Origin of the sequence: Nonomuraea sp. NPDC049725 (genome assembly GCF_040674795.1) — a bacterium.
Classification (GTDB): domain Bacteria; phylum Actinomycetota; class Actinomycetes; order Streptosporangiales; family Streptosporangiaceae; genus Nonomuraea; species Nonomuraea ceibae.
In genome coordinates, this window is sequence record NZ_JBFANJ010000002.1 from 103954 (window position 1) to 126866 (window position 22913).

General features: G+C 71.7%; 24 protein-coding genes. 8 read left to right on the forward strand and 16 right to left on the reverse strand.

What is annotated here, in order from left to right:
• Window positions 1-48: 48 nt before the first annotated feature.
• Window positions 49-1029 (reverse strand): aldo/keto reductase, encoded by a 981-nt coding sequence (locus AB0J53_RS04990; protein ID WP_364168692.1) that lies wholly within the window; start codon window positions 1027-1029, stop codon window positions 49-51.
• A gap of 99 nt (window positions 1030-1128) precedes the next feature.
• Here AB0J53_RS04990 and AB0J53_RS04995 point away from each other — a divergent pair, with 99 nt between their 5' ends.
• Together AB0J53_RS04995 and AB0J53_RS05000 are read left to right on the forward strand one after the other, a co-directional pair.
• Entirely contained in the window at window positions 1129-2112 is a 984-nt protein-coding gene (locus tag AB0J53_RS04995) for a methyltransferase (RefSeq protein WP_364168694.1), read from the forward strand.
• Window positions 2109-2873 carry an SDR family oxidoreductase gene (locus AB0J53_RS05000; protein ID WP_364168696.1) on the forward strand — a complete coding sequence of 255 codons (765 nt, stop codon included), beginning with the start codon at window positions 2109-2111 and terminating at the stop codon, window positions 2871-2873. The genes AB0J53_RS04995 and AB0J53_RS05000 overlap by 4 nt, the downstream gene beginning before the upstream one ends.
• A gap of 72 nt (window positions 2874-2945) precedes the next feature.
• On the opposite strand, the gene AB0J53_RS05005 is transcribed toward AB0J53_RS05000, so the two are convergent.
• The 3 genes from AB0J53_RS05005 to hpaD all read right to left on the reverse strand — a co-directional run bounded on the left by AB0J53_RS05005 (window position 2946) and on the right by hpaD (window position 5417).
• Window positions 2946-3629, reverse strand: coding sequence for a GntR family transcriptional regulator (locus AB0J53_RS05005; protein ID WP_364168698.1), 684 nt, complete (start codon window positions 3627-3629; stop codon window positions 2946-2948).
• A 100-nt stretch (window positions 3630-3729) separates the two neighbouring features.
• Window positions 3730-4500, reverse strand: a complete 771-nt coding sequence (locus AB0J53_RS05010) for an alpha/beta fold hydrolase (protein ID WP_364168700.1) — start codon at window positions 4498-4500, stop codon at window positions 3730-3732.
• A 59-nt stretch (window positions 4501-4559) separates the two neighbouring features.
• Window positions 4560-5417 carry a 3,4-dihydroxyphenylacetate 2,3-dioxygenase gene (gene hpaD, locus AB0J53_RS05015; protein ID WP_219511068.1) on the reverse strand — a complete coding sequence of 286 codons (858 nt, stop codon included), beginning with the start codon at window positions 5415-5417 and terminating at the stop codon, window positions 4560-4562.
• Between the two features lie 175 nt (window positions 5418-5592).
• Between hpaD and AB0J53_RS05020 the strand changes: the two genes are divergently transcribed.
• From AB0J53_RS05020 to hpaE, 3 genes are read left to right on the forward strand one after another with little or no spacing between them, the layout of a single operon-like run.
• Window positions 5593-7005 carry a fumarylacetoacetate hydrolase family protein gene (locus tag AB0J53_RS05020; RefSeq protein WP_364168702.1) on the forward strand — a complete coding sequence of 471 codons (1413 nt, stop codon included), beginning with the start codon at window positions 5593-5595 and terminating at the stop codon, window positions 7003-7005.
• 43 nt (window positions 7006-7048) lie between these two features.
• Window positions 7049-7963, forward strand: coding sequence for a 4-hydroxy-tetrahydrodipicolinate synthase (dapA, locus tag AB0J53_RS05025; protein WP_364168704.1), 915 nt, complete (start codon window positions 7049-7051; stop codon window positions 7961-7963).
• Window positions 7960-9435, forward strand: coding sequence for a 5-carboxymethyl-2-hydroxymuconate semialdehyde dehydrogenase (hpaE, locus tag AB0J53_RS05030; protein WP_364168706.1), 1476 nt, complete (start codon window positions 7960-7962; stop codon window positions 9433-9435). The genes dapA and hpaE overlap by 4 nt, the downstream gene beginning before the upstream one ends.
• A 103-nt stretch (window positions 9436-9538) precedes the next feature.
• On the opposite strand, the gene AB0J53_RS05035 is transcribed toward hpaE, so the two are convergent.
• Entirely contained in the window at window positions 9539-9943 is a 405-nt protein-coding gene (locus AB0J53_RS05035; protein ID WP_364168708.1) for a RidA family protein, read from the reverse strand.
• A 165-nt stretch (window positions 9944-10108) separates the two neighbouring features.
• Between AB0J53_RS05035 and AB0J53_RS05040 the strand changes: the two genes are divergently transcribed.
• Both AB0J53_RS05040 and AB0J53_RS05045 read left to right on the forward strand, forming a co-directional pair.
• Window positions 10109-10999, forward strand: coding sequence for a hypothetical protein (locus AB0J53_RS05040; RefSeq protein WP_364168710.1), 891 nt, complete (start codon window positions 10109-10111; stop codon window positions 10997-10999).
• A gap of 50 nt (window positions 11000-11049) precedes the next feature.
• Window positions 11050-11301 (forward strand): hypothetical protein, encoded by a 252-nt coding sequence (locus AB0J53_RS05045; RefSeq protein ID WP_364168712.1) that lies wholly within the window; start codon window positions 11050-11052, stop codon window positions 11299-11301.
• Between the two features lie 2 nt (window positions 11302-11303).
• Here the strand turns inward: AB0J53_RS05045 and AB0J53_RS05050 are convergent, their stop codons facing one another.
• The 10 genes from AB0J53_RS05050 to AB0J53_RS05095 all read right to left on the reverse strand — a co-directional run bounded on the left by AB0J53_RS05050 (window position 11304) and on the right by AB0J53_RS05095 (window position 20400).
• Window positions 11304-12053, reverse strand: coding sequence for a crotonase/enoyl-CoA hydratase family protein (locus AB0J53_RS05050; protein WP_219511056.1), 750 nt, complete (start codon window positions 12051-12053; stop codon window positions 11304-11306).
• A 117-nt stretch (window positions 12054-12170) separates the two neighbouring features.
• Entirely contained in the window at window positions 12171-12722 is a 552-nt protein-coding gene (locus tag AB0J53_RS05055; protein WP_364168714.1) for a hypothetical protein, read from the reverse strand.
• Entirely contained in the window at window positions 12719-14776 is a 2058-nt protein-coding gene (locus tag AB0J53_RS05060; protein ID WP_364168715.1) for a hypothetical protein, read from the reverse strand. The genes AB0J53_RS05055 and AB0J53_RS05060 overlap by 4 nt, the downstream gene beginning before the upstream one ends.
• Before the next feature lie 5 nt (window positions 14777-14781).
• The gene (locus tag AB0J53_RS05065; RefSeq protein WP_364168717.1) at window positions 14782-15030 is read right to left on the reverse strand and encodes a hypothetical protein; all 249 of its coding nucleotides are present in this window, start codon (window positions 15028-15030) and stop codon (window positions 14782-14784) included.
• 214 nt (window positions 15031-15244) lie between these two features.
• The gene (locus tag AB0J53_RS05070; RefSeq protein ID WP_364168718.1) at window positions 15245-15547 is read right to left on the reverse strand and encodes a hypothetical protein; all 303 of its coding nucleotides are present in this window, start codon (window positions 15545-15547) and stop codon (window positions 15245-15247) included.
• A gap of 3 nt (window positions 15548-15550) precedes the next feature.
• Window positions 15551-16114 carry a hypothetical protein gene (locus AB0J53_RS05075; RefSeq protein WP_364168720.1) on the reverse strand — a complete coding sequence of 188 codons (564 nt, stop codon included), beginning with the start codon at window positions 16112-16114 and terminating at the stop codon, window positions 15551-15553.
• Between the two features lie 513 nt (window positions 16115-16627).
• Complete coding sequence (locus AB0J53_RS05080) at window positions 16628-18184, reverse strand: hypothetical protein (protein WP_364168722.1); 1557 nt, start codon at window positions 18182-18184, stop codon at window positions 16628-16630.
• A gap of 81 nt (window positions 18185-18265) precedes the next feature.
• A complete protein-coding gene (locus AB0J53_RS05085) occupies window positions 18266-19351 on the reverse strand; it encodes an ADP-ribosylglycohydrolase family protein (protein WP_364168724.1) in 1086 nt (361 codons plus the stop codon).
• Entirely contained in the window at window positions 19348-19995 is a 648-nt protein-coding gene (locus tag AB0J53_RS05090; protein ID WP_364168726.1) for a hypothetical protein, read from the reverse strand. The genes AB0J53_RS05085 and AB0J53_RS05090 overlap by 4 nt, the downstream gene beginning before the upstream one ends.
• Window positions 19996-20028: 33 nt before the next feature.
• Window positions 20029-20400 carry a DUF5997 family protein gene (locus AB0J53_RS05095; protein WP_219517953.1) on the reverse strand — a complete coding sequence of 124 codons (372 nt, stop codon included), beginning with the start codon at window positions 20398-20400 and terminating at the stop codon, window positions 20029-20031.
• 55 nt (window positions 20401-20455) lie between these two features.
• On the opposite strand from AB0J53_RS05095, the gene AB0J53_RS05100 reads away from it, so the two are divergent.
• Complete coding sequence (locus AB0J53_RS05100; protein WP_364168728.1) at window positions 20456-21202, forward strand: LysR family substrate-binding domain-containing protein; 747 nt, start codon at window positions 20456-20458, stop codon at window positions 21200-21202.
• A gap of 20 nt (window positions 21203-21222) precedes the next feature.
• On the opposite strand, the gene AB0J53_RS05105 is transcribed toward AB0J53_RS05100, so the two are convergent.
• Window positions 21223-22911 carry an acyl-CoA dehydrogenase family protein gene (locus AB0J53_RS05105; RefSeq protein ID WP_364168730.1) on the reverse strand — a complete coding sequence of 563 codons (1689 nt, stop codon included), beginning with the start codon at window positions 22909-22911 and terminating at the stop codon, window positions 21223-21225.
• Window positions 22912-22913: the final 2 nt, after the last annotated feature.

Below are 22913 nucleotides of genomic sequence, written 5' to 3' on the forward strand. Positions count from 1 at the left end.
GCCGCCGCAACGCCGCCTGCCACGCCCTCGCGCCCGGCCGCCGCCCGCTCAGCGGGCGTCGGCGCCCCAGGCGGCCTCCGGGTGCACGACGTCGCGGTCGATCCAGAGCCCGGCCACGGCGGCGCGCAGCTCGTCTCCGTGCCGCTCCAGCAGGGCGAGCGCGCCGAGGTTGTCGTCGAGCTGGGCCCGCCCGCTGACCCCGACCAGCACGCTGGCCGCCGCCGGGTGGGCCAGGCAGAACGCGATGGCGAGCTGCGCGGGCGTGGCCCCGAAGGACTCGGCGACCCGGCGCAGCTCGGGGTAGGCGGCGCGGATCCGGTCGCGGATGCCGCCCGGGTCGGCGCCGATCTTGCGTTCGGGGTGGAGCTTGCCGGCCAGGATGCCGCCCTCGAAGACGTCGGAGGCCTGCAGCTCGAGCCCGTCGGCGAACAGCCGGCCGTAGGGCTCGCCGTCGGGCACCGAGCGCCGGGCCACGCTGTACTTGAGCTGCGCGAACGCGGGCGGCGTCAGCCCTTCAGCCAGCGCGAAGTCACGGGCGAGGCGCAGGTCGCGGGCCGACCAGTTGTTGACCCCCCAGCAGCCGAACCGCCCGGCCCGCACCAGCTCGGACACGTCGCTCACCACGGCGCGCAGGTCGAGCTCGCCGGCGAAGTCACCGAGGACGACGAGGTCGGCGCGGTCGGTGCCGATGCGGTCGAGCGCGACCTCCGCCTGCCCGGCGAAGGAGAGCGCCGGGTAGTCCCACAGCCAGAGCTTGCCGCACAGCAGGTAGTCCTCCCGGGCGACGCCCGCCTCCCTGACGGCCTGGCCGAAGATCACGTCGGTGACGGCGTTCTCGGCGTGCGGGCCGAAGTCGTAATGGGCCACGTCGAACAGGTTGACGCCGCGCGCGACGGCCGTGCCGATCAGCTCGGCCACCTGCTCGCGCGGCATGCGGTCCCAGGTGTTCCACGAGCCGAGGCCGAGGACCGGGACCTCCGGGCCGCCGTCGCCGAGCCTGCGCCGGGGCACCTGACCTGAGAATTCCACGCCTGCCTCCCTTGGGGGTGGGTGCGGCCCCCTGGCCGCCGTCCGCTGAATCGTATAGCATTCCCCATATCCTTCTGCCGTACAAGGAGTGCATCCCCCATGTCATCTCTCAACGGCCCCGAGCGGATCGTGCAGGTGGCCACCGGCTACATGGCCGCCAAGCAGCTCTTCGCGGCGAGCGAGGCGGGCCTGTTCCGCGCCCTGGCCGCAGGGCCCGCGTCCGTCGCCGAGCTCTCGGCCGCGACCGGGCTGCCCGAGCGCACCGCCCGCGTCCTGGCCGACACGATGGCGGGCCTCGGCCTGCTGGAGCGCGACCACGGCCGCTACTCCAACGGCCCCGCCGCCGCCCGCTACCTCGCCGGGTCGGGCGACGACGTCGACCTGGGCCCCTGGCTGACGTTCCTCGACACGATCAGCTACGGGCACTGGCTCGGCTTCGGCGAGAGCGCCCGCACCGCCAAGCCCGCCCAGCTCGACCTGGGCGGCGACCGGACGCGCGTGTTCCTGTCGGGCGTGATGACCTACAACGCGCTGCACGCCAGGATGCTCGCCGGGCACTACGACTTCTCCCGGCACGAGCGGGTGATCGACTTCGGCGGGCTGTCCGGGTCGTTCCTGGCCGAGGCGCTGCGCGCGGCCCCGGGGCTGCGGGGCGCGTTCTTCTCCGGCGGCGACCTGGCCGTGCACGCCGGCAACACGCTGGTCGCCGCCGGGGTGGGCGACCGGGCCGAGGTCGTCGACGGCGACCCGCTCGACGGCGACGTGCCCGAGGGCTTCGACCTGGTGCTGCTGGAGCACGTCGCGCACCGCTACGACGCCGCCCAGAACCTGCGCATCGCCGAGCGTGCCCGCCGGGCCGCCACGCCGGGGGCGACGCTCCTGCTGCTCGACTTCTTCCTCGACTCCGACGACCGGCAGCGGCCGCTCGACGCGCTGCACGCCGCCGAATACCTGGTCATCGACGGCACCGTCGTCTACCCGGACGACGAGGTGCGGGGCTGGCTGCGGGCCGCCGGCTGGGAGCCGGTCGAGACGCGGACCCTGCCGGGCAGCCCGCGCGTCATCGTGGCGGAGGCCCGATGAACGGCGCAGGCCCGGGGAGCGGCGCGGGTGGGGGGCGGGTGGTCGTCGTGACCGGGGCGGCCAGTGGGATCGGCCGGGCCGTCGCCGGGGCGTTCGCCGAGGCCGGGGAGCGGGTCGTGATCGCCGACGCCGACGGGGTGGCCGCCAAGGCGGCGGCCGGCGAGCTGGGCGCGCTCGCCGTGACGATGGACGTCACCGACGCCGCGTCGGTCGCCGACGGCCTGGCCGTGGTGGCCGAGCGGCTCGGCCCGGTCGAGGTGCTGGTGAACAACGCGGGCGTGGTCGCGGGCGGCGGCCCGCTCACGGACCTGCCGCTGGAGGTGTTCGACCGGGTCGTGGCCGTCAACCTGCGCGGCACGTTCACCGTCACGCAGGCCGCCGCCCGCCAGATGATCGCGGCCGGCCGGGGCGGCTGCGTCGTCAACATCAGCTCGATCGGCGCCCGCCAGCCCACGGCGGGCCTGGGCCACTACGAGGCAACCAAGGCCGGTGTCGACGCGCTGACCCGCACCGGCGCGCTGGAGCTGGCCGGGCACGGCATCCGGGTCAACGGCGTGGCCCCGGGCCCGGTGCACACGCCGATGACGGCCGGGCTGATGGCCGACCCGCAGGCCCGCGCGGCCTGGGAGGCGCGCATCCCGCTGGGCCGCATCGCCGAGACGGGCGACGTGACGCCGCTCGTGGTGTTCCTCGCCTCGCCCGCCGCCCGGCACATCACGGGCGTGGTGGTGCAGGTCGACGGCGGGCAGCTCCTGGTCTGAGAACGCGCGTGCGGCGCACCGGGCCACGCGGGCGGGTGCGCCGTACGCGTGGGTCAGGGCCGCACGGGTGGGTCAGAGGGACTGCGGCGACAGGTGCGCGTTGTGCAGCGCGTCGGCGGTCGCGATCTTGTGCGCGCACGCCACCCGTTCGATCTCGGCCCCGGGGGCGCCCGCGGCGATCAGGTCGAGCAGGTGCTCGTGCTCCTCGACCGAGCGGCGGGCCCGCCCAGGCACGTGGCCGAAGGACGAGCGCCGCATGTGGTCGAGCCGCGCCCACTCCGCCTCCAGCAGCGCCCGCAGGTGCTCGTCGGGGCAGTGCTGGTAGATGGAGAAGTGGAACTCGCGGTTGAGCGCGGTGAACGACGGCGGGTCGAACTCCTCCAGCGCCGCCACCATCCGCGCGTTGATCTCGCGTGACTGCTTGAGGTGGGACGCCTTCATGCGCGGCGCGGAGATCGCGGTGGCGTAGCCCTCCAGCCGCGCCAGGACGTGCAGCGAGTGCTCCACCTGGGCGGAGTCGAACATGGCGACCCGCGCGCCGATGTTGCGCACGATCTCGACCAGCCCGTCGGACTGCAGCCGCCGCACGGCCTCGCGCAGCGGGATGGTGCTGACCCCGGTCTCGCGGGCGAGCTGGTCCATGACGAGCCGGTAGCCCGGCCCGTACGTGCCGTCGATGATGCGCGAGCGGAGCAGCTCATAGCTCAGCTCGGCCTTGGAGGCCCTGGCCCGCGCGGACCCCTTCGCGGAACTCACCGATGTCCCCTCACTCTCGGCCGGACGCTGGGCCACCACGGACGACCGGCGGCAGGCGGCCGGACGCCGGCGCCTGCTCCGCCGGTCGTTCTCTGCTTGATCACTGTAGGAGCACCCTCAGGACGGCGTCGCGGAACCCGGCGCCGGCGAGGGCCTGGAAGTGGTCGCCGGGAACCGTGACCGGCTCCGTGGCGCCGGCCAACTCGACGATACGCCCGATCCCGTCGCTCATCACGTCGTCTTTTCCCACCACGAACACCGGCGGGCGCTCGCCGCCCCACGCGCGGGGCTCGAACGGGGTGTCGCGCAGCCCTTCGACGCAGAGCGCCAGCCCGGCGGCGCGGTCGCCGGCGGCCCGCGCCAGGCCGGCGATCGCCGAGGTGAGCGGGTCGGCGGGCTCGCCCTCACCGGCGACGGCCCGGCGCAGGGCGGCCACGTCGACGGCCGCGAACGGCTCCACGGGGCTGAGCCCGCCGAGCACGGCGCGGCGCACGCGGCCCGGGGCCGCCTCGGGCAGCTCCCAGGCGAGCCGCGCCCCCAGCGAGTAGCCGACCACGTCGAACGCGTCGAACGCGCCCCCGGCCGGAGCCGGAACCCCGGCCAGGGCCTGGTCGAGGGCGGTCACCAGGGCCGCGGCGACGGCCTTGGCGCCGGCGTCGGCGGGCGAGGCGGGGGCCGGGCTGTCACCGTGGCCGGGCAGGTCGGGCGCCACGACGACGCGCCCGGCGGCGGTCAGCGCGCCGGCGATGCCCGTCTCGGCCCAGTCGCGTCCGCCGTCGGAGCCGAAGCCGTGCACGAGCAGCACCGGCGGCGCGTCCGCGGCCCGATCGGGAGTGAACACCCGCACGGCCAGGCCGGCACGGTCCCCCATCGCTTCACACCTTTCCCCGCCAACTTTCGCATACGATATCGGATCGTAGCTTAACGGTCTCAGTTCACGATTTCGGGCACCGGGAAGTCGACCACGACCTGACCGGTGCCGCTGCTGCCGAAGTACGGGCACAGCTGCTCGCCCTTGCCCGTGTAGCGGTCCCAGCCGAGCAGACCGAAGAGCATCGCGGTGTCGGCCATCGCGCCCTCCCCCGTGCAGCGCTCGTTGTAGTCGGGCAGCATCCTGAGGAACTCGGCGATCCTCCCCTCGGTCCACATGTCGAGCACCGACAGGTCGACCTTCCGGTTGATCTCGCTGCTCACGTCGTTGAGCAGCGACTCGGCGATCTCGTTGGGCGGGAAGGCGTGCGACAGCGAGCCGCTGGCCAGGAAGGCCACCTTGCGGTCGCTGCGCCGCACGGCACGGGCCAGGGCCTCGCCGATGCGGCGGTTCTCCTCGATCGAGGAGTAGATGTTGCAGCCGATCGGCAGCACGCGGACGGCCGGGTCGCCGTTCATGAAGTACATCGGCACCAGCGTCGCGTACTCCAGGCCGAGGTCCTTGTAGGTGTGGACGCGGGCCTTCTGGCCGCCGGCGACGATCTCCTCGCGGATCAGCTCGGCCAGCTCCGGGTCGCCGGGATAGTCGTACTCCAGGTCGTGGATGAAGTGCGGCAGCTCATGGCTGACGTAGGAGGCGCGGTGGCGCTCCTTGCCGTTGAGGTGGAAGCCGATGCTGTTCATCCAGTGGGTGTCGGCGACGAGGAAGGTGTCGGCGCCGCGCTCGCGGGCCCGCTCGCCGACCTCGGTCAGCGCCAGCTCGGCGGGCCTGCGGATGCCGAAGTGCTCACCCGGCTGGATGGACAGCCAGATCGACGGCACATGTGTGATCTTCGCCGCCAGGACGATCTCTCCCATCACGCCCCTCCAGGTGGTACGGGTCCCGTCTCCCGGCCCAGGTGGCGGCCTCGTGGCCGCTCCGGGGCCCTGCCGGGCATGGCCAATCATGTACGAATTCAAATATCTTTGTCTATAGCTCTCCCTTGATCCCTCGGATATCATTCACGATGTCCTATATGATTTGGGAGCTGATGTGGCACACCCGCTCGGCCTGACGCCATCCAAGATCATCGCGGTCCACCTCAACTACCGCAGCCGCGCGGCCGAACGTGGGCGCACCCCGGCCGTCCCCTCCTACTTTCTCAAGCCGCCGTCCTCGCTGTCCTGGTCCGGCCGGCCCGTCGTCCGGCCCGCCGGGTGCGACCTGCTCGCCTTCGAGGGCGAGATCGCGCTCGTCATCGGCGAGCGCGCCCACCGCGTCCCCCGCGAGCGGGCGCTCGGCTGCGTGGCGGGCTACACCGCGGCCAACGACTTCGGCGTCTACGACTTCAAGCACGCCGACCAGGGCTCCAACCTGCGGGCGAAGGGGCAGGACGGCTACACGCCGGTCGGCCCCGCGATCCTCACCGGCGCCGACCCCGCCGCGCTGCGGCTGCGCACGTACGTGAACGGCGAGCTCGTCCAGGACGCCGGCACGGACGAGCTGCTGTTCGGCTTCGACCTGCTGATCGCCGACCTGTCGCGGCTCATGACGCTGGAGCCCGGCGACCTCGTCCTGACCGGCACCCCGGCCGGCTCCACGGTCGTGCGGCCCGGCGACGTGGTGGAGGTGGAGCTGGAGGGCGCGGGCCGGCTGCGCAACGAGATCGTCGCCGACCCGGAGCCGCTGCCCGCCTGGGGCGCGCAGCCCCGCGCCACCGGCGAGACCCGCGCCGCCGCCTTCGGATCCGCCGCGGCTCCCCGTACGGGAGCCCTCGGCGAGGAGACCGCGGCGGCGCTGCGGTCGGTGTCGACCGCCACGCTGTCGTCGCAGCTGCGCAGGCGCGGCATCGACCACCACTTCGTCGAGGGCGTCCGCCCCACCCGGCCCGACCTGCGCATGGTCGGCGTGGCGCGGACGCTGCGGTACGTGCCGCTGCGCGAGGACGTGTTCGCCGAGATCGGCGGCGGCATGAACGCCCAGAAGCGCACCGTGGAGGAGATCCGCCCCGGCGAGGTCCTGGTGATCGAGGCGCGCGGCGACCACGGCGCGGGCACGCTGGGCGACATCCTCGCCCTGCGGGCGCTGCGCCGGGGCGCCGCCGGGGTGGTGACCGACGGCGGGCTGCGCGACAGCCCGTCGTTCGGGGCGCTGGACCTGCCCGCCTACTACGCCGTGCCGCACGCCGCGGTGCTGGGCCGCCGGCACGTGCCGATGGACTCGCAGGTCCCGGTGGCCTGCGGCGGCGTGCTGGTCATGCCCGGCGACGTGCTCGTGGGCGACGCCGAGGGCGTGGTCGTCATCCCGCCCGGCCTGGCGGCCGAGGTGGCGCGCGACGCCGCCCGCCAGGAGGACGAGGAGCGCTTCATCTACGAACGGGTGGCCGCGGGCGCGTCCGTCGACGGGCTCTACCCGATGAACCAAGCCTCGCGGGAGGCGTACCAGGCGTGGCGTGACGCCCGGTGACGACCGCGCGCGCAGGTCTGATCGTGCAGCAAGGAGTGATCACATGAAGTTCCGTTCGGATCCGGCGGCCATCCGCGGGTCCATCGCTCCGGTGGTGACCCCGTTCACCGAGGACGGCGAGCTCGACGTCGACTCGCTGCAGGCGCTGGTGCGCTGGCAGCTCGACCGGGGCTCGCACGGCATCTCCACCGGCGGCTCCACCGGAGAGCCCGGGGCGCAGAGCGTCGAGGAGCGGATCGCCGCGATGACGGCGGTGGCGGAGGAGACCGCCGACCGCGTGCCGTTCCTGCCGGGCACCGGCTCGGCCAAACTGGACGAGACGCTGCGCCTCACCGCCGAGGCCGAGCGGCTGGGCGCCGACGCGGCGCTCGTCATCACCCCCTACTACGCGCGCCCGACGCAGGAGGCGCTGTTCCGCTGGTACGCGACGGTGGCGGCGGAGTTCCCCGGGCTGCCGATCGTCATCTACAACGTGCCCTCGCGCACGGCGGTGGACATCGCGCCCGAGACCGTCGCCCGGCTGCGGCGCGCCCACGACAACATCGTGGGCATCAAGGAGACCACCAAGGACTTCGAGCACTTCTCCCAGGTGCTGCACCGGTGCGGGCGCGACTTCCTGATGTGGTCGGGCATCGAGCTGCTGTGCCTGCCGCTGCTGGCGATCGGCGGCGCCGGCTTCGTCAGCGCGGCGGCCAACCTCGCCCCGGCGGCCGTGGCCCGCATGTACACCGCCTACACCGAGGGCGACCACCGCACCGCCCTGGACCTGCACTACGCCCTGCATCCCCTGGTGGAGCTGCTGTTCGTGGAGACGAACCCGGCCCCGGCCAAGTGGGTGCTGGAGCGGCGCGGGCTGATCGCCTCCGGGCACGTCCGGCCGCCCCTGATCACGCCGACCGAGGCGGGCGCCGCCCGGATCGAGGAACTGCTGGCACAGAGCGAGGAAGTCGTCCGATGAACCTTGAGCACTACATCGACGGCGCGCCCGTGCCGAGCGTGTCCGGCGCGACCTTCACCGCGCTGGAGCCGGCCACGAACCGGCCCTACCTGACGGTCGCCGCCGGCGGTCCCGAGGACGTGAGCGCCGCCGTGTCGGCCGCGCGCAAGGCGTTCACCGACGGGCCGTGGCCCCGGATGACGGGCGAGGAGCGGGCCGCCGTGCTGCGCGCGATCGCCGCCGCGATCGAGACCCGCGACGAGAGCATCGCCGCGCTGGAGTGCCGCGACACCGGCCTGCCGATCGCGCAGGCACGCGGCCAGGCCCGCCGGGCCGCGCAGAACTTCCGCTTCTTCGCCGATGTGATCACCACGCTCGGCGAGGACGTCTACCGGGTCGGCTCGGCCCAGCTCAACTACGTGGTGCGCAAGCCCGTCGGGGTGGCCGGGCTGATCACGCCGTGGAACACCCCGTTCATGCTGGAGACCTGGAAGCTCGCGCCCGCGCTCGCGGCAGGCTGCCCGGTCGTGCTCAAGCCCGCCGAGTGGTCCCCGCTGTCGGCCGGCCTGCTGCCGGAGATCATGGAGGAGGCCGGGCTGCCCACCGGGGTGTTCAACCTGGTGCACGGCATCGGCGAGGAGGCCGGCGCGGCACTGGTCGCGCACCCCGACGTGCCGGTGATCTCGTTCACCGGCGAGACCGGGACCGGCCGCACCATCATGCGCGCGGCCGCCGACGGGCTGAAGACGCTGTCGATGGAGCTGGGCGGCAAGTCGCCGCTGGTGGTGTTCGACGACGCCGACCTGGAGCGGGCGCTCGACGCCGCGGTCTTCGGCGTGTTCTCGCTCAACGGCGAGCGCTGTACGGCCAGCTCGCGCGTCCTGGTGCAGGACACGGTGTACGAGGAGTTCGTGACGCGGCTGGCGGCGCGGGCCTCGCGCGTCCGGGTCGGATCGCCGGACGACCCCGCCACGGAGCTGGGCGCGCTCATCCACCCCGAGCACCACGCCCGGGTGATGGAGTACGTGCGGACCGGCGTGGAGGAGGGCGCCCGGCTCGTGGCGGGCGGCTCACGGCCCGAAGCGCTGCCCGACGGCAACTTCCTGGCCGCCACGGTGTTCGCCGACGTGACCCCCGGCATGCGGATCTTCCAGGAGGAGATCTTCGGGCCGGTGGTGTGCGTCACCCCGTTCGCCACCGAGACCGAGGCGCTGGAGCTGGCCAACGCCACCCGCTACGGGCTGGCCGCGTACCTGTGGACCAACGACCTGCGCCGCACGCACCGGCTCGCGCAGGGCATCGAGGCGGGGATGCTCTGGGTCAACTCGCAGAACGTGCGCGACCTGCGTACCCCGTTCGGCGGGGTGAAGGCCAGCGGGCTGGGCCGGGAGGGCGGGCGGCACAGCATCGACGTCTACACCGAGTCGCACATCGTGCACCTGGCGACCGAGGACCTGCCCATCCCCCGCTTCGGGATCGCGGAGCCGGCCTGAGCCTCCTTCGGCCGACGGGGAAGCGGTGCGGGCGGTGACGGGCGCCGTCCGGGTGGGGAGGGGGCGGGCTGGTCGCCCGCCCCCTCCCCGGCTTTCGACCGCGCTACGCCCGCACGTCCAGCCGGACCAGCGCGCCGATCTCGACGAGCTGGTCCGGCAGGGCGAGGTCGGAGACCCCCAGGACCGTGCTCGTCGGACGGTGCTCCCCGACGTACTCGGCATGCAGCCGCGCGGTCGTGTCGAAGTTCTCCCTCAGGTTCCTGACCAGCACGGTCGTCTCCACGATCTGGCCGCGGGTGGCGCCGAAATGCGCCAGCACCAGGTCGAGGTTGGCCAGCGTGGTCTTCATCTGCAGCTCGAAGTCACCGGCGCCGACGAACTCGCCGGCGGCGTCGTGCGAGAGCTGCCCCGAGACGTACAGCGTGTCGCCGGCCTGCAGCGCCTGGCTGTAGCCGTATGCGTCCTCCCACGGCACACCGAAGCGGAACGTTCTGGGCTTGACGGTCACGACGTACCCCCTGCCTACCGTGTGATCCGCACCCGGCGCGGGAGCACCGGAGACGCTGCGATGATCATCACGTGCCGCTGAACGCCGCCGCCTCCCGGCACATTCCTTCCGCCGCACCTCTGGACTCCATGAATTGCCGTCACGTTACGTGTTCATCATGTAACAATGAGCTTCATGCCGTCCCCTCCACATGACGCGCTCGTCTCCATGTTCCGCGACCGGCCGCAACTGGCGGTGGAGATCCTGCGCGACCTCATCGGGAAACAGCTCCCAGAGACTCCTCTCGTGCGGGTGGAGCCCAACACGTTCAACACGCGGCCCTCCGACGACTTCGACGCCGACCTCGTCCTCTCCATGGGCCCGCCGCAGTCCCCGGCCCACGCCATCGTCGTCGAGATCCAGCAGGACACCTCCAAGGACCCCAGGAAGCTGGCCCGCTACGCCGCCTCGCTGTGGCTGATGATGCACTGCGACGCCACCGTCCTGGTCGTCTGCCCCAACCGGGCCACCGCCGCCCACTACATGCGTCCCGTCGACTCCGGGCTGACCGGCTACCGCCTGCACCCCTGCGTCCTCGGCCCCGACTCCATCCCCGCCATCACCGACGCCAAAGAAGCCACCGCCCACCTCGACCTCGCCACGATGTCCGTCATGGTCCACGGCCGCAACCGCAAGGTCATCGAAGCCTTCGCCACGGCCCTGACCGACACCGCCGACGATCACGCTCCGCAGTACTATGAATACGCCTACAGCATGTCCGCGCCGGAGATTCGCCAGCTCCTGGAGGAGATCATGACGTCCACCACCTGGCCCGTCTACAGCCCCTTCGCCCGCGAACACTTCGGCCGCGGCAAGGAAGAAGGCCGAGAAGTCGGCCGCGAAGAGGGTAAAGCGGAGGAAGCCGCCAAGCTGGTGATCCTCGTACTCACCGCCCGAGGCTTCACCCTCCCCGACCAAACGCACACCCAGATCACCACCTGCAAAGACCTCAACCAGCTGGAAACCTGGGCCACCAGAGCAGCCACCATCCAAACCCTCGACGACCTGTTCGCCTAAGGGCCTCAGAGTTCGCCACCGCCTTGCCGCAGCCCCGGACGGAGGAGATCATGACGTCCACCACCTGGCCCGTCTACAGCCCCTTCGCCCGCGAACACTTCGGCCGCGGCAAGGACGAGGGACGGGAGGAAGGCAAAGCCGAGGAAGCCGCCAAGCTGGTCATCCTCGTACTCACCGCCCGAGGCTTCACCCTCCCCGACCAAACGCACACCCAGATCACCACCTGCAAAGACCTCAACCAGCTGGAAACCTGGGCCACCAGAGCAGCCACCATCCAAACCCTCGACGACCTGTTCGCCTAAGGTCAGAAGTGGCCGAAGTCGCCATGCCGCCCGGCCCCGGCCCGGAACCGGGCCGCGCCTCCGGCCGCACCCGGCAGCGAGACGAGACCGCGGCGTACCTCGTTGCGCATCGCCTCCGCCGGGGGCAGCCCGTGCTGCTCCAGCACTGACATCCGGTCCCCCCGCAGGCATTCCTGCGGGAACCGGGCGATCTCTCCCGCCAGTTCCTCGGCGTGCCGCCGTGCCGTCCCGCCCGGCACCAACCGGTTGACCAGCCCCATCTCGTACGCCTCCCGCGCCGGGACGGGGCGGCCGGTGAGGATCAGGTCCATCGCCCGGCTCTGCCCGATGAGACGCGGCAGCCGTACGGTGCCGCCGTCGATGAGCGGCACGCCCCAGCGGCGGCAGAACACGCCGAACACCGCGTCCTCCTCCGCCACCCGCAGGTCGCACCAGAGGGCCAGCTCCAGCCCGCCGGCGACGGCGTGCCCGGCGACGGCGGCGATCACCGGCTTCGTCAGCCGCAGCCGCGTCGGCCCCATCGGCCCGTCGCCGTCCTCCCCGACGTGGTTGTCCAGCGCCTTGAGATCGGCGCCCGAGCAGAACGTGCCGCCCTCCCCCCACAGCACGGCCACGGCGGCGTCGGACGCGTCGAACTCCCGGAACGCGTCGGCCAGCGCGGCGGCGGTCTTGCCGTCGACGGCGTTGCGTACGCCGGGCCTGCTGAGCACGACGGTGGTGACGGGGCCGTCGCGCTCCACTCGTACGGTCATGGGTGCCTCCCTGGATCCCTCGCCACGCCTCACGCTACGGCGGAAGCCGACGCCATACCAGGCCGATTCGTCCCTACAGAAGGGCACCCAGTTGCCGAATCACGTGGCCGTGGCCGATCAGGCGGGCTTGTCCAGGAGGATTGGCTTGAGCTGGCGGAAGAATTCGGTCGCATCCGCCAGGGAGTCGCGGCCCGGCGCACCCTCGATAATGTTGATGCTGAGAAGGCGTTTGTGGTCAGGCGTCCACCCGTAGACGAACGCGATCGTCTGATCCTGTTCGTTCTTCCGTCTAGCCGCGAAGCCCGGCCCCAATCCGCCAGGCAGGTCCTTCCCCTGAGCGGACACCTTGGTGTTCTCCAGCCCTTCCGGGCTGGTGGGAGACGGTTCGAAGATTTCAATCATGAGTCCTCGGTCGTCTTCCTGGTCCGGTTTCTCACTCACGGTGCAGGATTCGAAGCGCCGCCCCATGTCCATCTTCGTGCCGAAAGCCTTGTAGTCGTCCAACCCCGTAGCGATCTGGATGGCGTTCGCCGAGATCAGGTCACATTCCAGGGGTGCCTGGGTGACGTTCCCCAGCGGCCGGGTGTCCGGTGGCGGTTCAGAAGACGTACATGCCGCGAGCAGGGAAAGAGGGGCAACAGCGAGTGCAATCGATCGCTTTATTCTCATGAGCCGCTCTTGGAGTAGTATTTCTTCGCACTCTCGAACCCGGTCTCGATGGCTGTGTCCGGCGCACCGAAGACGCGGCCGGTCTCGTTCAAGGACAGCCAGTCCTTGTAAGACCTACGCTCATCTGAGTCCATATCCGACCACGGCTTGATTTTTCCGTCGACCATGAAATGACCGTCCGCGCCAGGGGAAAAGTCCTTGTGACTGTACGGGTGGGTCTTGGCCTGGGCGGCCGGGTCACCGAAAAGCCCATGGCGCATCATCGTAGCTGCCGTAAGGTCGGCGAACATATGCTTGGCCAAGCCGGTTGCGGTATCCGCATCCTCCCGCGCCTGCTCTTCGCGGCTGGACCCGATCTTTCCGAAAATCGTGGCCTTTGCCTCGTCCACCAGGAGACCGACGAACTTACCTTGGGGACCTGGCGCCAGGCCGACGACCTTTTCGGCCATTGACTTGAATGCCGCGAAGCGCGCGTCGTCGGCCTTCGCTGCTTCGATGGCGGAGATGTTCGCAGCATCGGTGATCGCCCAGGTTGTTCTGCTGAGAGCTCGCGCGGCCCGGGCGAATTCGGCACCTCCGCTGCGGCTCATGCGTTCTTCGAGAATGTCCTGCCGTGCAGCCTCGATCTGCTGTGGTGTGGCCTGAGGATGCGCCGCCTGCCATGTCGCGAAGTCAGCTCTGACCTCTGCGGCCACCTTGCCGGCCACTTCGTCAAGCATCTTGGCGGCATAGATCCCGTGGGCGGCGGTCACCGTCTGAAACGCGTCGGTATCAGCGAACGCCCAGGTCATGACCTTCTTGACGTCGTTTGCATTCAACAAGGCACCATACGGTTCCACGCCGCTCATATTCTTGTCCGCGTTCTGATCCGTCACCACGCCTGGCACTTCCTCGCTGAAGGACCGTGTTGCACGGTGCACGTCACCGATGTATTGGGCCAGGACGTTGCCGAGGTGGGTGCGGGTGTCGGGCAGGTTCGCCTGGACCTTGGGGTCCTTCCAGAAGTGGACCGCCCAGGAGGCGATGAGCGCGGACTTGTAGCCGCGCGAACTGCCGGGAGGCAGGTCGTGATCGCGGAACTCGGTGCTGGCCGACTGGATGGCCCAGCCGAGTTCCGCGTTCGCGTCGCCGTCCCAGTGGTGTTTCCGCATCAGGTACGCCAGCGGTCTGCGCTGCGGGTCGGTGAAGAAGTCCTGGGCGACGGCGGGATGGTGTGCCAGCGCCACCAGGGCGGTGCCCATGGGGCTGAGGTCGCCGGGCGAGATGTCCTTGGGGCCGGGCATGGTCCAGACATCTCGCGGAAGGCTCGGGTCAGGCGGGTGGGCCACGTCCTTGTCGTACAGCTTCTGGACCACCGAGAGCAGGAATCCGTGGTCGAATTCGCCGTCCTGGAGCAGTCTTTTGACGGCGAACGCGTCCTGCGGGCTTTCGATGCCGTCGACCAGTTGGTCGGCGTAGTTGTCGGGGAGCTTCATCTGGCCGACCCCGCGTGAGGCCGTGCCCAGGATCTTGCTGAGCATGGTGGCGAGCCTGTCCTGGGTCGCGACGTCGCGCTGGGAGGGGCGTCCCGAGGGCGGGAGTCCTGCCCCGTACGCCCTGTTGATCAGGGCTTTGAGCTCGCGGGGCGGGATCTCCTTGGCGAAGGCCACGGCGAAGTACGGATCGTTCTTGTGCCGTTCGAGCTCCGCCACCGTCTTGGCGTCGAGGGAGTGGCTCTTGATCTGGTCGCGGAGCTTCGTGGCCAGGGTCTTGGCCGAGGCCGCGCCCTCGGCGGGCGACTTGGACAGCCAGGCTGATTCGTTGGCCCACAGGATGCCGCCCTTGCCGGACTTCCGGTCCGGCTCGGCGAGGATCAGGTCGAGGCGGCCCTGGAGCGAGGGGATCTGGTCGCTCAGCTGACGGCCGATGGCCTGCAGGGGGCCCGGTCCCCACAAGGGGATGTCCAGGGAGGTCAGGGCGCGTTCCACCTGGCGGCCGACGTCCGGCAGGGTGTCGCCGGCCCGCTTCATGCCGTTGATGAGCTGGGTCATCAACGTGGGGTTGATGCCGACCATGGGACTCATCCGGCAGGCGCTCCCCTGGTCGGATCGGACGGCTGGACGGAGTCGAGCAACGCCAGAGCCTTGGCGAAAAGGTCCTTGAACGCCCGGTCCCAGCCGCGCAGGTCGGTGATGAGCCGGTCCCCGGCTTCGCCTTTGAGCGCGCCGCCGTCGACCAGGCGAACAAGCGCGATCAGGTCATTGGCATGCTCTTCGCGTAGTCGCTCGATGTGCCGTCGAGCGGCTTCGATCTCTTCCTTTGTCGCCATTGCCGCCCGATCTCGGGAGATAACGGGGTCGAGGACATGGTAGCCGTCGGCACGGTGGGGATGAAGCGAAATGCTGCGAGCCCGACGCTATTGCTATGGCCGTCCCTATAAGGGGGATGACATTCACACATTTTGCGGGCGCTTCTTTGGGAATTCCTGAAATCAGGTTTATGCACTGAGCCGAAGCAGTCCGGGTCACCTTCCATCACCGGCGTCAGCTGAGGCGGTACTTTCGCTTGATCGAGGCGGCCTCCTCCTCGGTCACCTCGGTGGGCGTCCGGCTCAGGACCTGGCGCAGTTCGTCCATGATGGCCTGCCCTGAGCTGCGGGCCCGGGAGCTGAACTGGGCGATCTGGGCGTCGAACTGCTTGGCGGCCGGTCCGGTCCACACCTTGCCCGTGCGGAACATCCGGGTGGGACGGTCGACGTCCGCGTCGATCTGTTCGAGCATCGGGCCGATCGTGCGGACGGCCTGCTGGAGCGCCTCGTGCAGCGGGTTGCGCACCATGGCGGCCATCGGTCAGTCCTTGGTCTGCTCGGGAGCGGGGGTCGCGTCGAGGATCAGCTTCGGGGCGATGAGTTTCATCATCGCGACCACGTCGGCGGCGTTGTCCCGGCCTTTGACGCCGTGGACGAGCTCCACAATGACCCGGTCGTAGCCGTGCACCAGCATCGCGGCGGCACGAGCGTCATCGGCGGGGCCGTTCTGCCCGTAGGAGCCGATCCCGCCAGGGACTATTTCCGGCAGACGCCGGGCCCCTTGGCTGATCTCCCACTCGACCTCGTGCTCCGATCCGGCCGGGGAGAGGGTTATCTGCAGCACTTTCGGTTTGTTGCCGGTGGGCTGGTAGACGCGGCATGAGCCCGTGCCATAGTCCAGTTTGTCGATCTGTTGCCCCACGGTCATGTCGAAGGCTCCCTTGATGATCGGATCACGGAGTCCTGTCATGAGCCGCACCGCTTCGAGCGGAACGAGGTCGCAGACGAACGGGGAGGCGGCTACTGATGGAAGCGGCCTCGTGTCGATCGGCGGGTCTTCTTCCTGCCGGCACGCGGCGAGCAGCGGCAGCGTGCACAGCAGCACGAGCCACTTGGTGCGTGAGGTTGTCCTCATCACATGTGCTCCGCCTTGTCATCCTCGAAGCCCAGGCGCGACTCATCGCGCACCCGGATCCGGTACTACACCGACGAATCCGTCGTAAGGTCACTTCCGCTAGGCGTCCAGCCGGGCTGGATGTCTCCCGAGCAGTGCGGTGTACGGGCTCTCGTCGAACGCGCAACGCGGTCAGGCGGGAGGTGTCCAGGCCGAGGTTTTCCAGGGAGTCCGGGGGCTGGGTGATGGCCGGTGGGGTGCGGGAGGGCTGTGCCGGGGTCGTGTCGGAACGGGCCGGGGGCCGGTCCGGCGGGCGCTCGGGTGACGGCTGGGGATTCGGCGACGGGGTCGTCATCTCGGGTCTCCGGCACGGTCGAGAACAGCCGGATTATCCCCTGGCACAGGGCTCCTCACGGGGGACGCATAACGTAACAGCATGGACTTTCCCGGCTTCGCGACGCGCGGACGCCAGGTTGTACGCATCGGGCTGCCCCCCGGGTTCAGTCAGTCGGGCGGTGCTGCCGCGATCAGGCAGCGTTCGACCGTGTGGGCGAGTGCGCAGAGTCTGGGGTTGTCGCGGGCGCTGCGCTGGATCCAGCGCAGCACGGCCAGGTCGTCGCCGGTCATCTCGGCGAGCGGGAGGCGCAGGATCGGCTTGATCCGGGGCGAACGGGTCACCCGGGCGTAGCGCGCCAACGCGTGGTCGAGGGTCAGGGCGGGGGCGAGCGCGCCCAGCTCAGGGACGGCGCCAGGGGCCGGCGGGGAGGCCAGGTGGGGGGCCAGGGTCAGCACGTCGAGGAGGGGCAGGGCGAGCAGGTAGTCGCGCAGCCGGGGCCAGTCGCGCCACGCGGCCAGGGTCTGGGCGACGAAGAGCCGGTCCTCCTCGCGCTCGTGGCCGATGATCGCCGGCAGGTCGAGGCCGCGCAGCGGGCGTAATGCCCGGCGCAGGGGTTCGCGCAGGGGTTCGTGCCGGTAGCAGGCGGCCAGCTTCTCGACGTCCAGGCGGTTGAGCCGGCCGGACAGCAGGTTGAGGAAAACGTGACCGCGCAGGGCGGGCATGCGCTCGATCCGGGTGCGCAGCGGCCTCGGCAGCCGGGGTGAGAGCAGGGCGAACGCCAGCAGTTCGTGCGCGGTGGGCTCGACGATCGCGTCCAGCGTGTGCTCGGTGAGCGGGGTGCCACGTGCCTGCAGGTGGTCGAGCAGGGCGTCGCCGGGGTCGGTCAGCCACAGCCGCCAGCCGTAGGCGCTCGCCTCGGGATCGAGGTCATGGGGGTTGCCGAGGAGCTCGGGCCAGGTCCGGCCGCTGGACAGCGCCTGCGCCCACAGTGCCGTGAGCTCCTCCCCGCCCGCGTTGCGGCAGCGTCGCTCGGCCAGGGCCACGGTGCCGGGGACCCGGCTGCGCAGGGCCGCCTGGACGACATCGGGCGGCACCGCAGGAAGAACCTCGTGCGGCGTGGTCCAGGAGAGGAAGCTGCACAGGTACGCGTCGTCGCGCTCGGCGAGACGGCGCAGGAACCACTCCTCCAGCTCCAGCGCCCTCAGGTGCCGCGCGACCCGGAGCACCTTGCCGTCGGTGCCGGGGTCCTGGGTGAGGTGGGCGCCGTCGGGGTCGAGGTCCAGGTAGCCGTCGCGGTCCCCCACGGCCAGCAGGACGCGGGCGCGCAGCGCGGGGTCGGCGGGGAGCAGGCCGTGATCGGTCAGTTCGCGCAGCCACGCGGCGGCCTCGTCGTCCGGGCGGCCCCAGCTCTCCCGGTACACCCTGTCGATCTCCGCCGGGCGCCCCCGCGCGACGACGGTCCGCAACGCGATGGCGCGCACCCCGTCGAGGCGGGCGAACACCGCCTGGACCAGCTCGTCCCCGGTGAGGGCGTCGGTGGCGCTCAGCCGGCCGGTGCGTTCGAGCAGTCCCCACAGGACCGGGTCACCGCGCCGGCGCCAGCCCTGCCACAGCGCCCGGATCGCGGTCCGGTTGCCGCGCCGGACCTGCCAGGAGATCCACCGGCGGGCCGCCCGGGCCCGGAGGCCGCTGCCGCAGGCCCGCGTGACGATGTCGTCGATCATTCAGCGGGGCGTCCCCTCGCTCGGCCGGTCGATCCCGCCTTGATGATGATCCGAAATGCCGGGCCGGGCAACGGGCGGGCGTCACCAACCGGGGTAGCGGGTCAGCCAGGTGGGATCCTTCGGCCGCCCGTACGCGCCTCCGGACGGGCTCTCGGTCAGCTGGGCCACCAGGTCCCGGGCGAGCGTGTCCATGATGGCCCCCAGCTCCAGCCTGTTGAGCAGCCCGTCCGGCCACACGCCGGCGCCGTGCAGCGCCCCGAGCAGCGCGCCGGTGACGGCGGCGACGGACTGCCCGTGGGGCGCCGTCGCCGCGAACGCCAGCGCGTCCACCGCGTCCACCGGGTCCACCGGGTCCACCGCCTCGCCAGGACCAGGCCATGACGCCGCGACGTACAGGCCGCCGGACAGCGCCGACAGCGCGGTGGCGTCGGGCGCGATCGCCGCCAGCCGCGCCCGGTCCCGGGGCTCCTGCCGGGCCGCCGCGCACACCGTACGGGCCTCGTCCAGGATCTCCGACACCTCCGGCAGCCGGGGCAGCCCGGGCCCGGATGCCACCGCGTCCGCGAGGGAGCCCGCCGTCAGGCAGCGGCCCGCCAGGATCGCCGCCGCCGCCGTCGTCCGGTACGCCCCCGGGTCGCCGTGGGTCAGCGCGGCCACGTCCTGGGCGAACTCGGCCAGCGCGTCGGGGGCGACATTTCCGGACAGTACGGCCAGCGGGAGGGAACGGGTGAGAGCATGGCAGCCCCGGCTCTGAGTGGACGGCCGCTCGATGCCGCCCTGCTCGGGCCGGTTCAGCGCCCGTACGGTGGCGGGCGCCGAGCCGCGCCGCTCCCGCAGCTCCGGCACGTCGGCGAGCCGGCCGTCCGGCCAGCGCGCCGTGCCCGCCGCCCAGCGCCGGTGCCGCTCGTGCGTCTCGATGCCCTGCAGGGCGGCCCATCGGCAGTACGCGTGCCAGATCACCGACGGCGGATGGCAGATGCCCCTGTGCTCGCCTCGGACCCAGGCGCGGATGACGCCCTCGATCGTGAAGGCGGCGAGCTGCGTGCTGACCCCGGCCAGGAGCGGCCCGGCAGGCGGAACGGCCCCGCGGCCGACGCTGTCACCCAGCGCCAGCCCCAGCACCAGCCCGCGCACCCGCCCCACCCAGGCGTCATCGCCTCCGCTCATGCCGACCGGTGCACCCACGAGCCGAAGAGCGTCAGCACCAGCCCGCTCCGGAAATCCGGCGCGGGCACCCGGACCGACCGGACCAGCGGCCCGTCGCCGGGGACGGGCTCGCAGCCGCCCTTCCCTGGCGCGTACCGCCTGACGGTCTCCTCCCAGCAGTCGAAGAACGCCCACTCCCCCGCCGTGGAGACGTAGCAGAGGACGCGCAGGCCGACGACCAAGTCAGGGGGGCCGAAGGCCGCTTCGACCTCGTCACGGCGTACGTCCCGCTGCCCGGACCAGGTCCGCGCCTCTTCGATCAGCGCGGCCCACTCGCTCTCGCCGAGCGTCCCGTCGACCTCCAGGTAGCCCAGGCGGTGGAACTGCTCGGCGTACACCGACGCGACCTCTTCCACGCACCTGCTGCCGGAGCCGAACGCCTGGGCGAACGCCCCGGGAACGCCGCATGCGCCGTAGCGGTCGCCGAGCGTCTGGCGGACGGCGGCGAAGTCCTCGTCGCGCTCATCGAGGAAGCAGAGGTTCTCCAGGAGCATCCTGGCGACGGTCTCCATCTGGGGGCCGTCCGAGGCGTACATGCCGGCCCGCTTCATCATCAACGGGAGGGTCTCCAGCCAGCGCTGCCGCAGCTCGGTTGCCGGACGCATCCCGTCAACCTACCGCGCCGGGCGGCGGGCGGGTCAGGCCTGCTTGAGACGCTGGGCTTCCTTGCGGACCTCGGCCTGGACGGAGCGCTCGTGCTCCAGCCACGCCGGGTTCTCCGCCTTCAGGGCGTCGATCTCGGCCGTGGTGAGCGGGTCGGTGATGCCGCCCCTGATCAGGCCGGAGACGGACACGCCGAGCTTGGCGGCGACGACCTGCTTGGGGTGGGGGCCGTTGCGGCGCAGGTCGGCGAGCCACGCGGGCGGGGAGGACTGCATCGCGTTGAGCTCGCTCCGGGAGACGACGCCCTCCTGGAACTCGGCGGGGGTGGCCGAGAGGAGGATGCCCAGCTTCTTGGCCGCGGTCGCGGGCTTCATCGTCTGGGGCGTCTTGGGCTTGGGCGAGGTCATGGGGTCAAGGGTAGTCAGTACGGGGCGGTTCCTTTGACATCGGTACCCTGTGGGGGTGACTCATGAGGAGACGTTCCGGCTGGCGTACTCGCCCGGGGTGACGCCCGCGAAATGGGCCGGCGTCTGGGCCGAGAGGGTGCCCGGCGTGCCGCTCACGCTGGTCGCGACGCCCGCGGCCGAGGTGGTGCCGCTGCTGCGTGACGGCGGCGCCGACGCGGGGTTCGTGCGGCTGCCGGTCGAGCGTGACGGGCTCAGCGTGATTCCGCTGTACGTGGAGACCACGGTGGTCGTGGTGCCGAAGGACCACGCGGTGACGGCGGCCGACGAGGTGACCGTCGCCGATCTGGCCGACGAGGACGTGTTCCATCCGCTGGACGACGCGCTGGAGTGGGCGGTGCGGCCGGGGGTGCCCGCGTTCGAGCGTCCGGCCACGACGGCGGACGCGGTCCAGCTGGTGGCGTCGGGGGCGGGGCTGCTGCTGGTGCCGCAGTCGCTGGCGCGGCTGCACCACCGGCGTGACCTCACCTACCGGCCCGTGACCGACGCGCCGCAGTCGCAGGTGGGGCTGGCCTGGCTCACGGAGGCGACGACGGACCTGGTGGAGGACTTCATCGGGATCGTCCGGGGGCGGACGGCCAACAGCTCGCGGGGCCGCGCCCCGGCCGAGCCGGCGCGCAAGCCGAAGAAGAAGCCGGAAGCGCGGCAGCCGGCCCGGGGCAAGGCCGCCCAGAAGAAGACGACGCAGCAGAAGACCACACAACAGAAGTCCGGGCAGCAGAAGAAGGGCCGCCGCCCCCGGTGATCCCAGGCTCTCGCGCGGGGTCAGGCGGTGAACGTGCCGGCGACCAGGTCGTCGAAGTGCTCCAGGTCGTCCGCCGCCGCCCGGTCGAGCCCGCGCAGCGGCCCGTGGTCGGCCAGGTAGGCGTCCGCGTAGAGCCGGGCCACCAGCGCCTTGCGCGTCCCGTGCCCCGCGCGCTCCTCCCATCCCGCCTGCTCGACCAGCAGCGCGGCGGCGTACACGTCGGCCATGAACTGGGCCAGCGGATACAGCCGGGCCTCCGCCACCGCGGGGTCGAGCGCGGACCAGGCGATGATCGCCTTGCGCAGGTCCTCGACGCGCCCCCGTACCAGCGACCAGTCGCCTGAAGGCGGCGACTGGAGGGCGGCCTCCAGGCGGTCGAGGAACGGCTCGTGGGCGTTCTCGCGCAGCATCGCGCGGCGCACGTCGAGGCAGAGGATGTTGTCGCCGCCCTCCCAGATGGGGTTGACCTGGGCGTCGCGCAGCAGCCTGGCGACGGGCCACTGCTCGATGTAGCCGTTGCCGCCGTGCGCCTCGACGGCGTCGCTGGCGGCGGTGAGGCCGAGGCGGGCGGCGCGGAGCTTGATGAGCGCGGGGGCGAGGCGCAGGCGGGGGCCGACGTGGCCGTCGAAGACGAGCGCCTGGGCGGCCTCGGTCTCGACGATGAGCTCGGCGAGCTTGCGGCGCATGAGCGGCTGGTCGATGAGCGGGCGGCCGAAGGCCTCGCGGGCGCGGGTGTAGCAGAGCGCCTCGACGAGGGCGCGTCTGGCGAGTCCGGCGCCCATCATGGCGACGCCGAGCCGGGAGGCGTTGGTGAGCTTCATCATGGTGCCGAGCCCGGAGCCGGAGCCGGGCCCGGCCAGCAGGAACGCCTCCGCGCCGGTGAACTCGACCTCGGCCGAGGCGACGGAGCGGGTGCCGAGCTTGTCCTTGAGGCGGCGGATGCGCACGCCGTTGCGGCTGCCGTCGCGGCGCTCCCACAGGACGAGGAAGGGCGCGACGGTGTCCTCGTGGCGGGCCAGCACGACGAACGCCGAGCCGTTGGCGTTGGAGGCGAACCATTTGAGGCCGGTGAGCAGCCAGGCGTCGCCGTCGGGGACGGCGGTGGCCTCCAGGGCGGCCAGGTCGGAGCCGCCGGTCCGCTCGGTGAACATCTGGGCGGCCTCGCCCGAGTAGTGGCCGTCGGCGAAGATCTGCCGGACGCGTTCCTTGACGTCGTCGGGGGCGTGGCGTTCTGCGAGGGAGACGACCATGTCGCCGCCGGTGCCGAGCGCGCAGCCCATGCCGATGTCGGCCTGGTCGAGCAGGTAGGTCCAGGCGGCGGCGAGCGCGGCGGGGTCGGCGCCGTGGGCGCGGGCCTGCTCGGCGAAGGCCGGGGAGGTGAAGTTGTCGGCCAGGAGGGCGCGCCGGGCCGTGTGGAAGGAGGGCGGCATGACGACCTCGCTGATGTCGCGCCCCCATGCGTCGTACTTCTCCAGGCGCGGCGGGTTGCGGTCGGTCTCCTCGGCGCACTCGGCGATCAGCCCGCCCATGAGCGCGCCGAGCCGGTCGAGGTGCGGCTCGGCCCAGGCGTAGCCGTCGCCCAGGTGGCGCCGCATGAGCAGGCGCAGCGCCGGGTCGCAGCGCCACCAGTTGCGCCCGGCCGCGCCCTGGTAGCGCTCGGTGGCGTAACGGTCGCTGCCGTCGAACGGTTCGGTGAGATAGCGGCGCATAC

Bases quoted from the DNA above. Each gene is read 5' to 3' on its own strand.
- AB0J53_RS04995 (WP_364168694.1), top strand. From the start codon at position 1,129: ATGTCATCTCTCAACGGCCCCGAGCGGATCGTGCAGGTGGCCACCGGC.
- AB0J53_RS05000 (WP_364168696.1), top strand. From the start codon at position 2,109: ATGAACGGCGCAGGCCCGGGGAGCGGCGCGGGTGGGGGGCGGGTGGTC.
- AB0J53_RS05010 (WP_364168700.1), bottom strand. From the start codon at position 4,500: ATGGGGGACCGTGCCGGCCTGGCCGTGCGGGTGTTCACTCCCGATCGG.
- hpaD (WP_219511068.1), bottom strand. From the start codon at position 5,417: ATGGGAGAGATCGTCCTGGCGGCGAAGATCACACATGTGCCGTCGATC.
- dapA (WP_364168704.1), top strand. From the start codon at position 7,049: ATGAAGTTCCGTTCGGATCCGGCGGCCATCCGCGGGTCCATCGCTCCG.
- hpaE (WP_364168706.1), top strand. From the start codon at position 7,960: ATGAACCTTGAGCACTACATCGACGGCGCGCCCGTGCCGAGCGTGTCC.
- AB0J53_RS05040 (WP_364168710.1), top strand. From the start codon at position 10,109: ATGAGCTTCATGCCGTCCCCTCCACATGACGCGCTCGTCTCCATGTTC.
- AB0J53_RS05045 (WP_364168712.1), top strand. From the start codon at position 11,050: ATGACGTCCACCACCTGGCCCGTCTACAGCCCCTTCGCCCGCGAACAC.
- AB0J53_RS05050 (WP_219511056.1), bottom strand. From the start codon at position 12,053: ATGACCGTACGAGTGGAGCGCGACGGCCCCGTCACCACCGTCGTGCTC.
- AB0J53_RS05055 (WP_364168714.1), bottom strand. From the start codon at position 12,722: ATGAGAATAAAGCGATCGATTGCACTCGCTGTTGCCCCTCTTTCCCTG.
- AB0J53_RS05060 (WP_364168715.1), bottom strand. From the start codon at position 14,776: ATGGTCGGCATCAACCCCACGTTGATGACCCAGCTCATCAACGGCATG.
- AB0J53_RS05065 (WP_364168717.1), bottom strand. From the start codon at position 15,030: ATGGCGACAAAGGAAGAGATCGAAGCCGCTCGACGGCACATCGAGCGA.
- AB0J53_RS05070 (WP_364168718.1), bottom strand. From the start codon at position 15,547: ATGGCCGCCATGGTGCGCAACCCGCTGCACGAGGCGCTCCAGCAGGCC.
- AB0J53_RS05080 (WP_364168722.1), bottom strand. From the start codon at position 18,184: ATGATCGACGACATCGTCACGCGGGCCTGCGGCAGCGGCCTCCGGGCC.
- AB0J53_RS05085 (WP_364168724.1), bottom strand. From the start codon at position 19,351: ATGAGCGGAGGCGATGACGCCTGGGTGGGGCGGGTGCGCGGGCTGGTG.
- AB0J53_RS05090 (WP_364168726.1), bottom strand. From the start codon at position 19,995: ATGCGTCCGGCAACCGAGCTGCGGCAGCGCTGGCTGGAGACCCTCCCG.
- AB0J53_RS05095 (WP_219517953.1), bottom strand. From the start codon at position 20,400: ATGACCTCGCCCAAGCCCAAGACGCCCCAGACGATGAAGCCCGCGACC.
- AB0J53_RS05105 (WP_364168730.1), bottom strand. From the start codon at position 22,911: ATGCGCCGCTATCTCACCGAACCGTTCGACGGCAGCGACCGTTACGCC.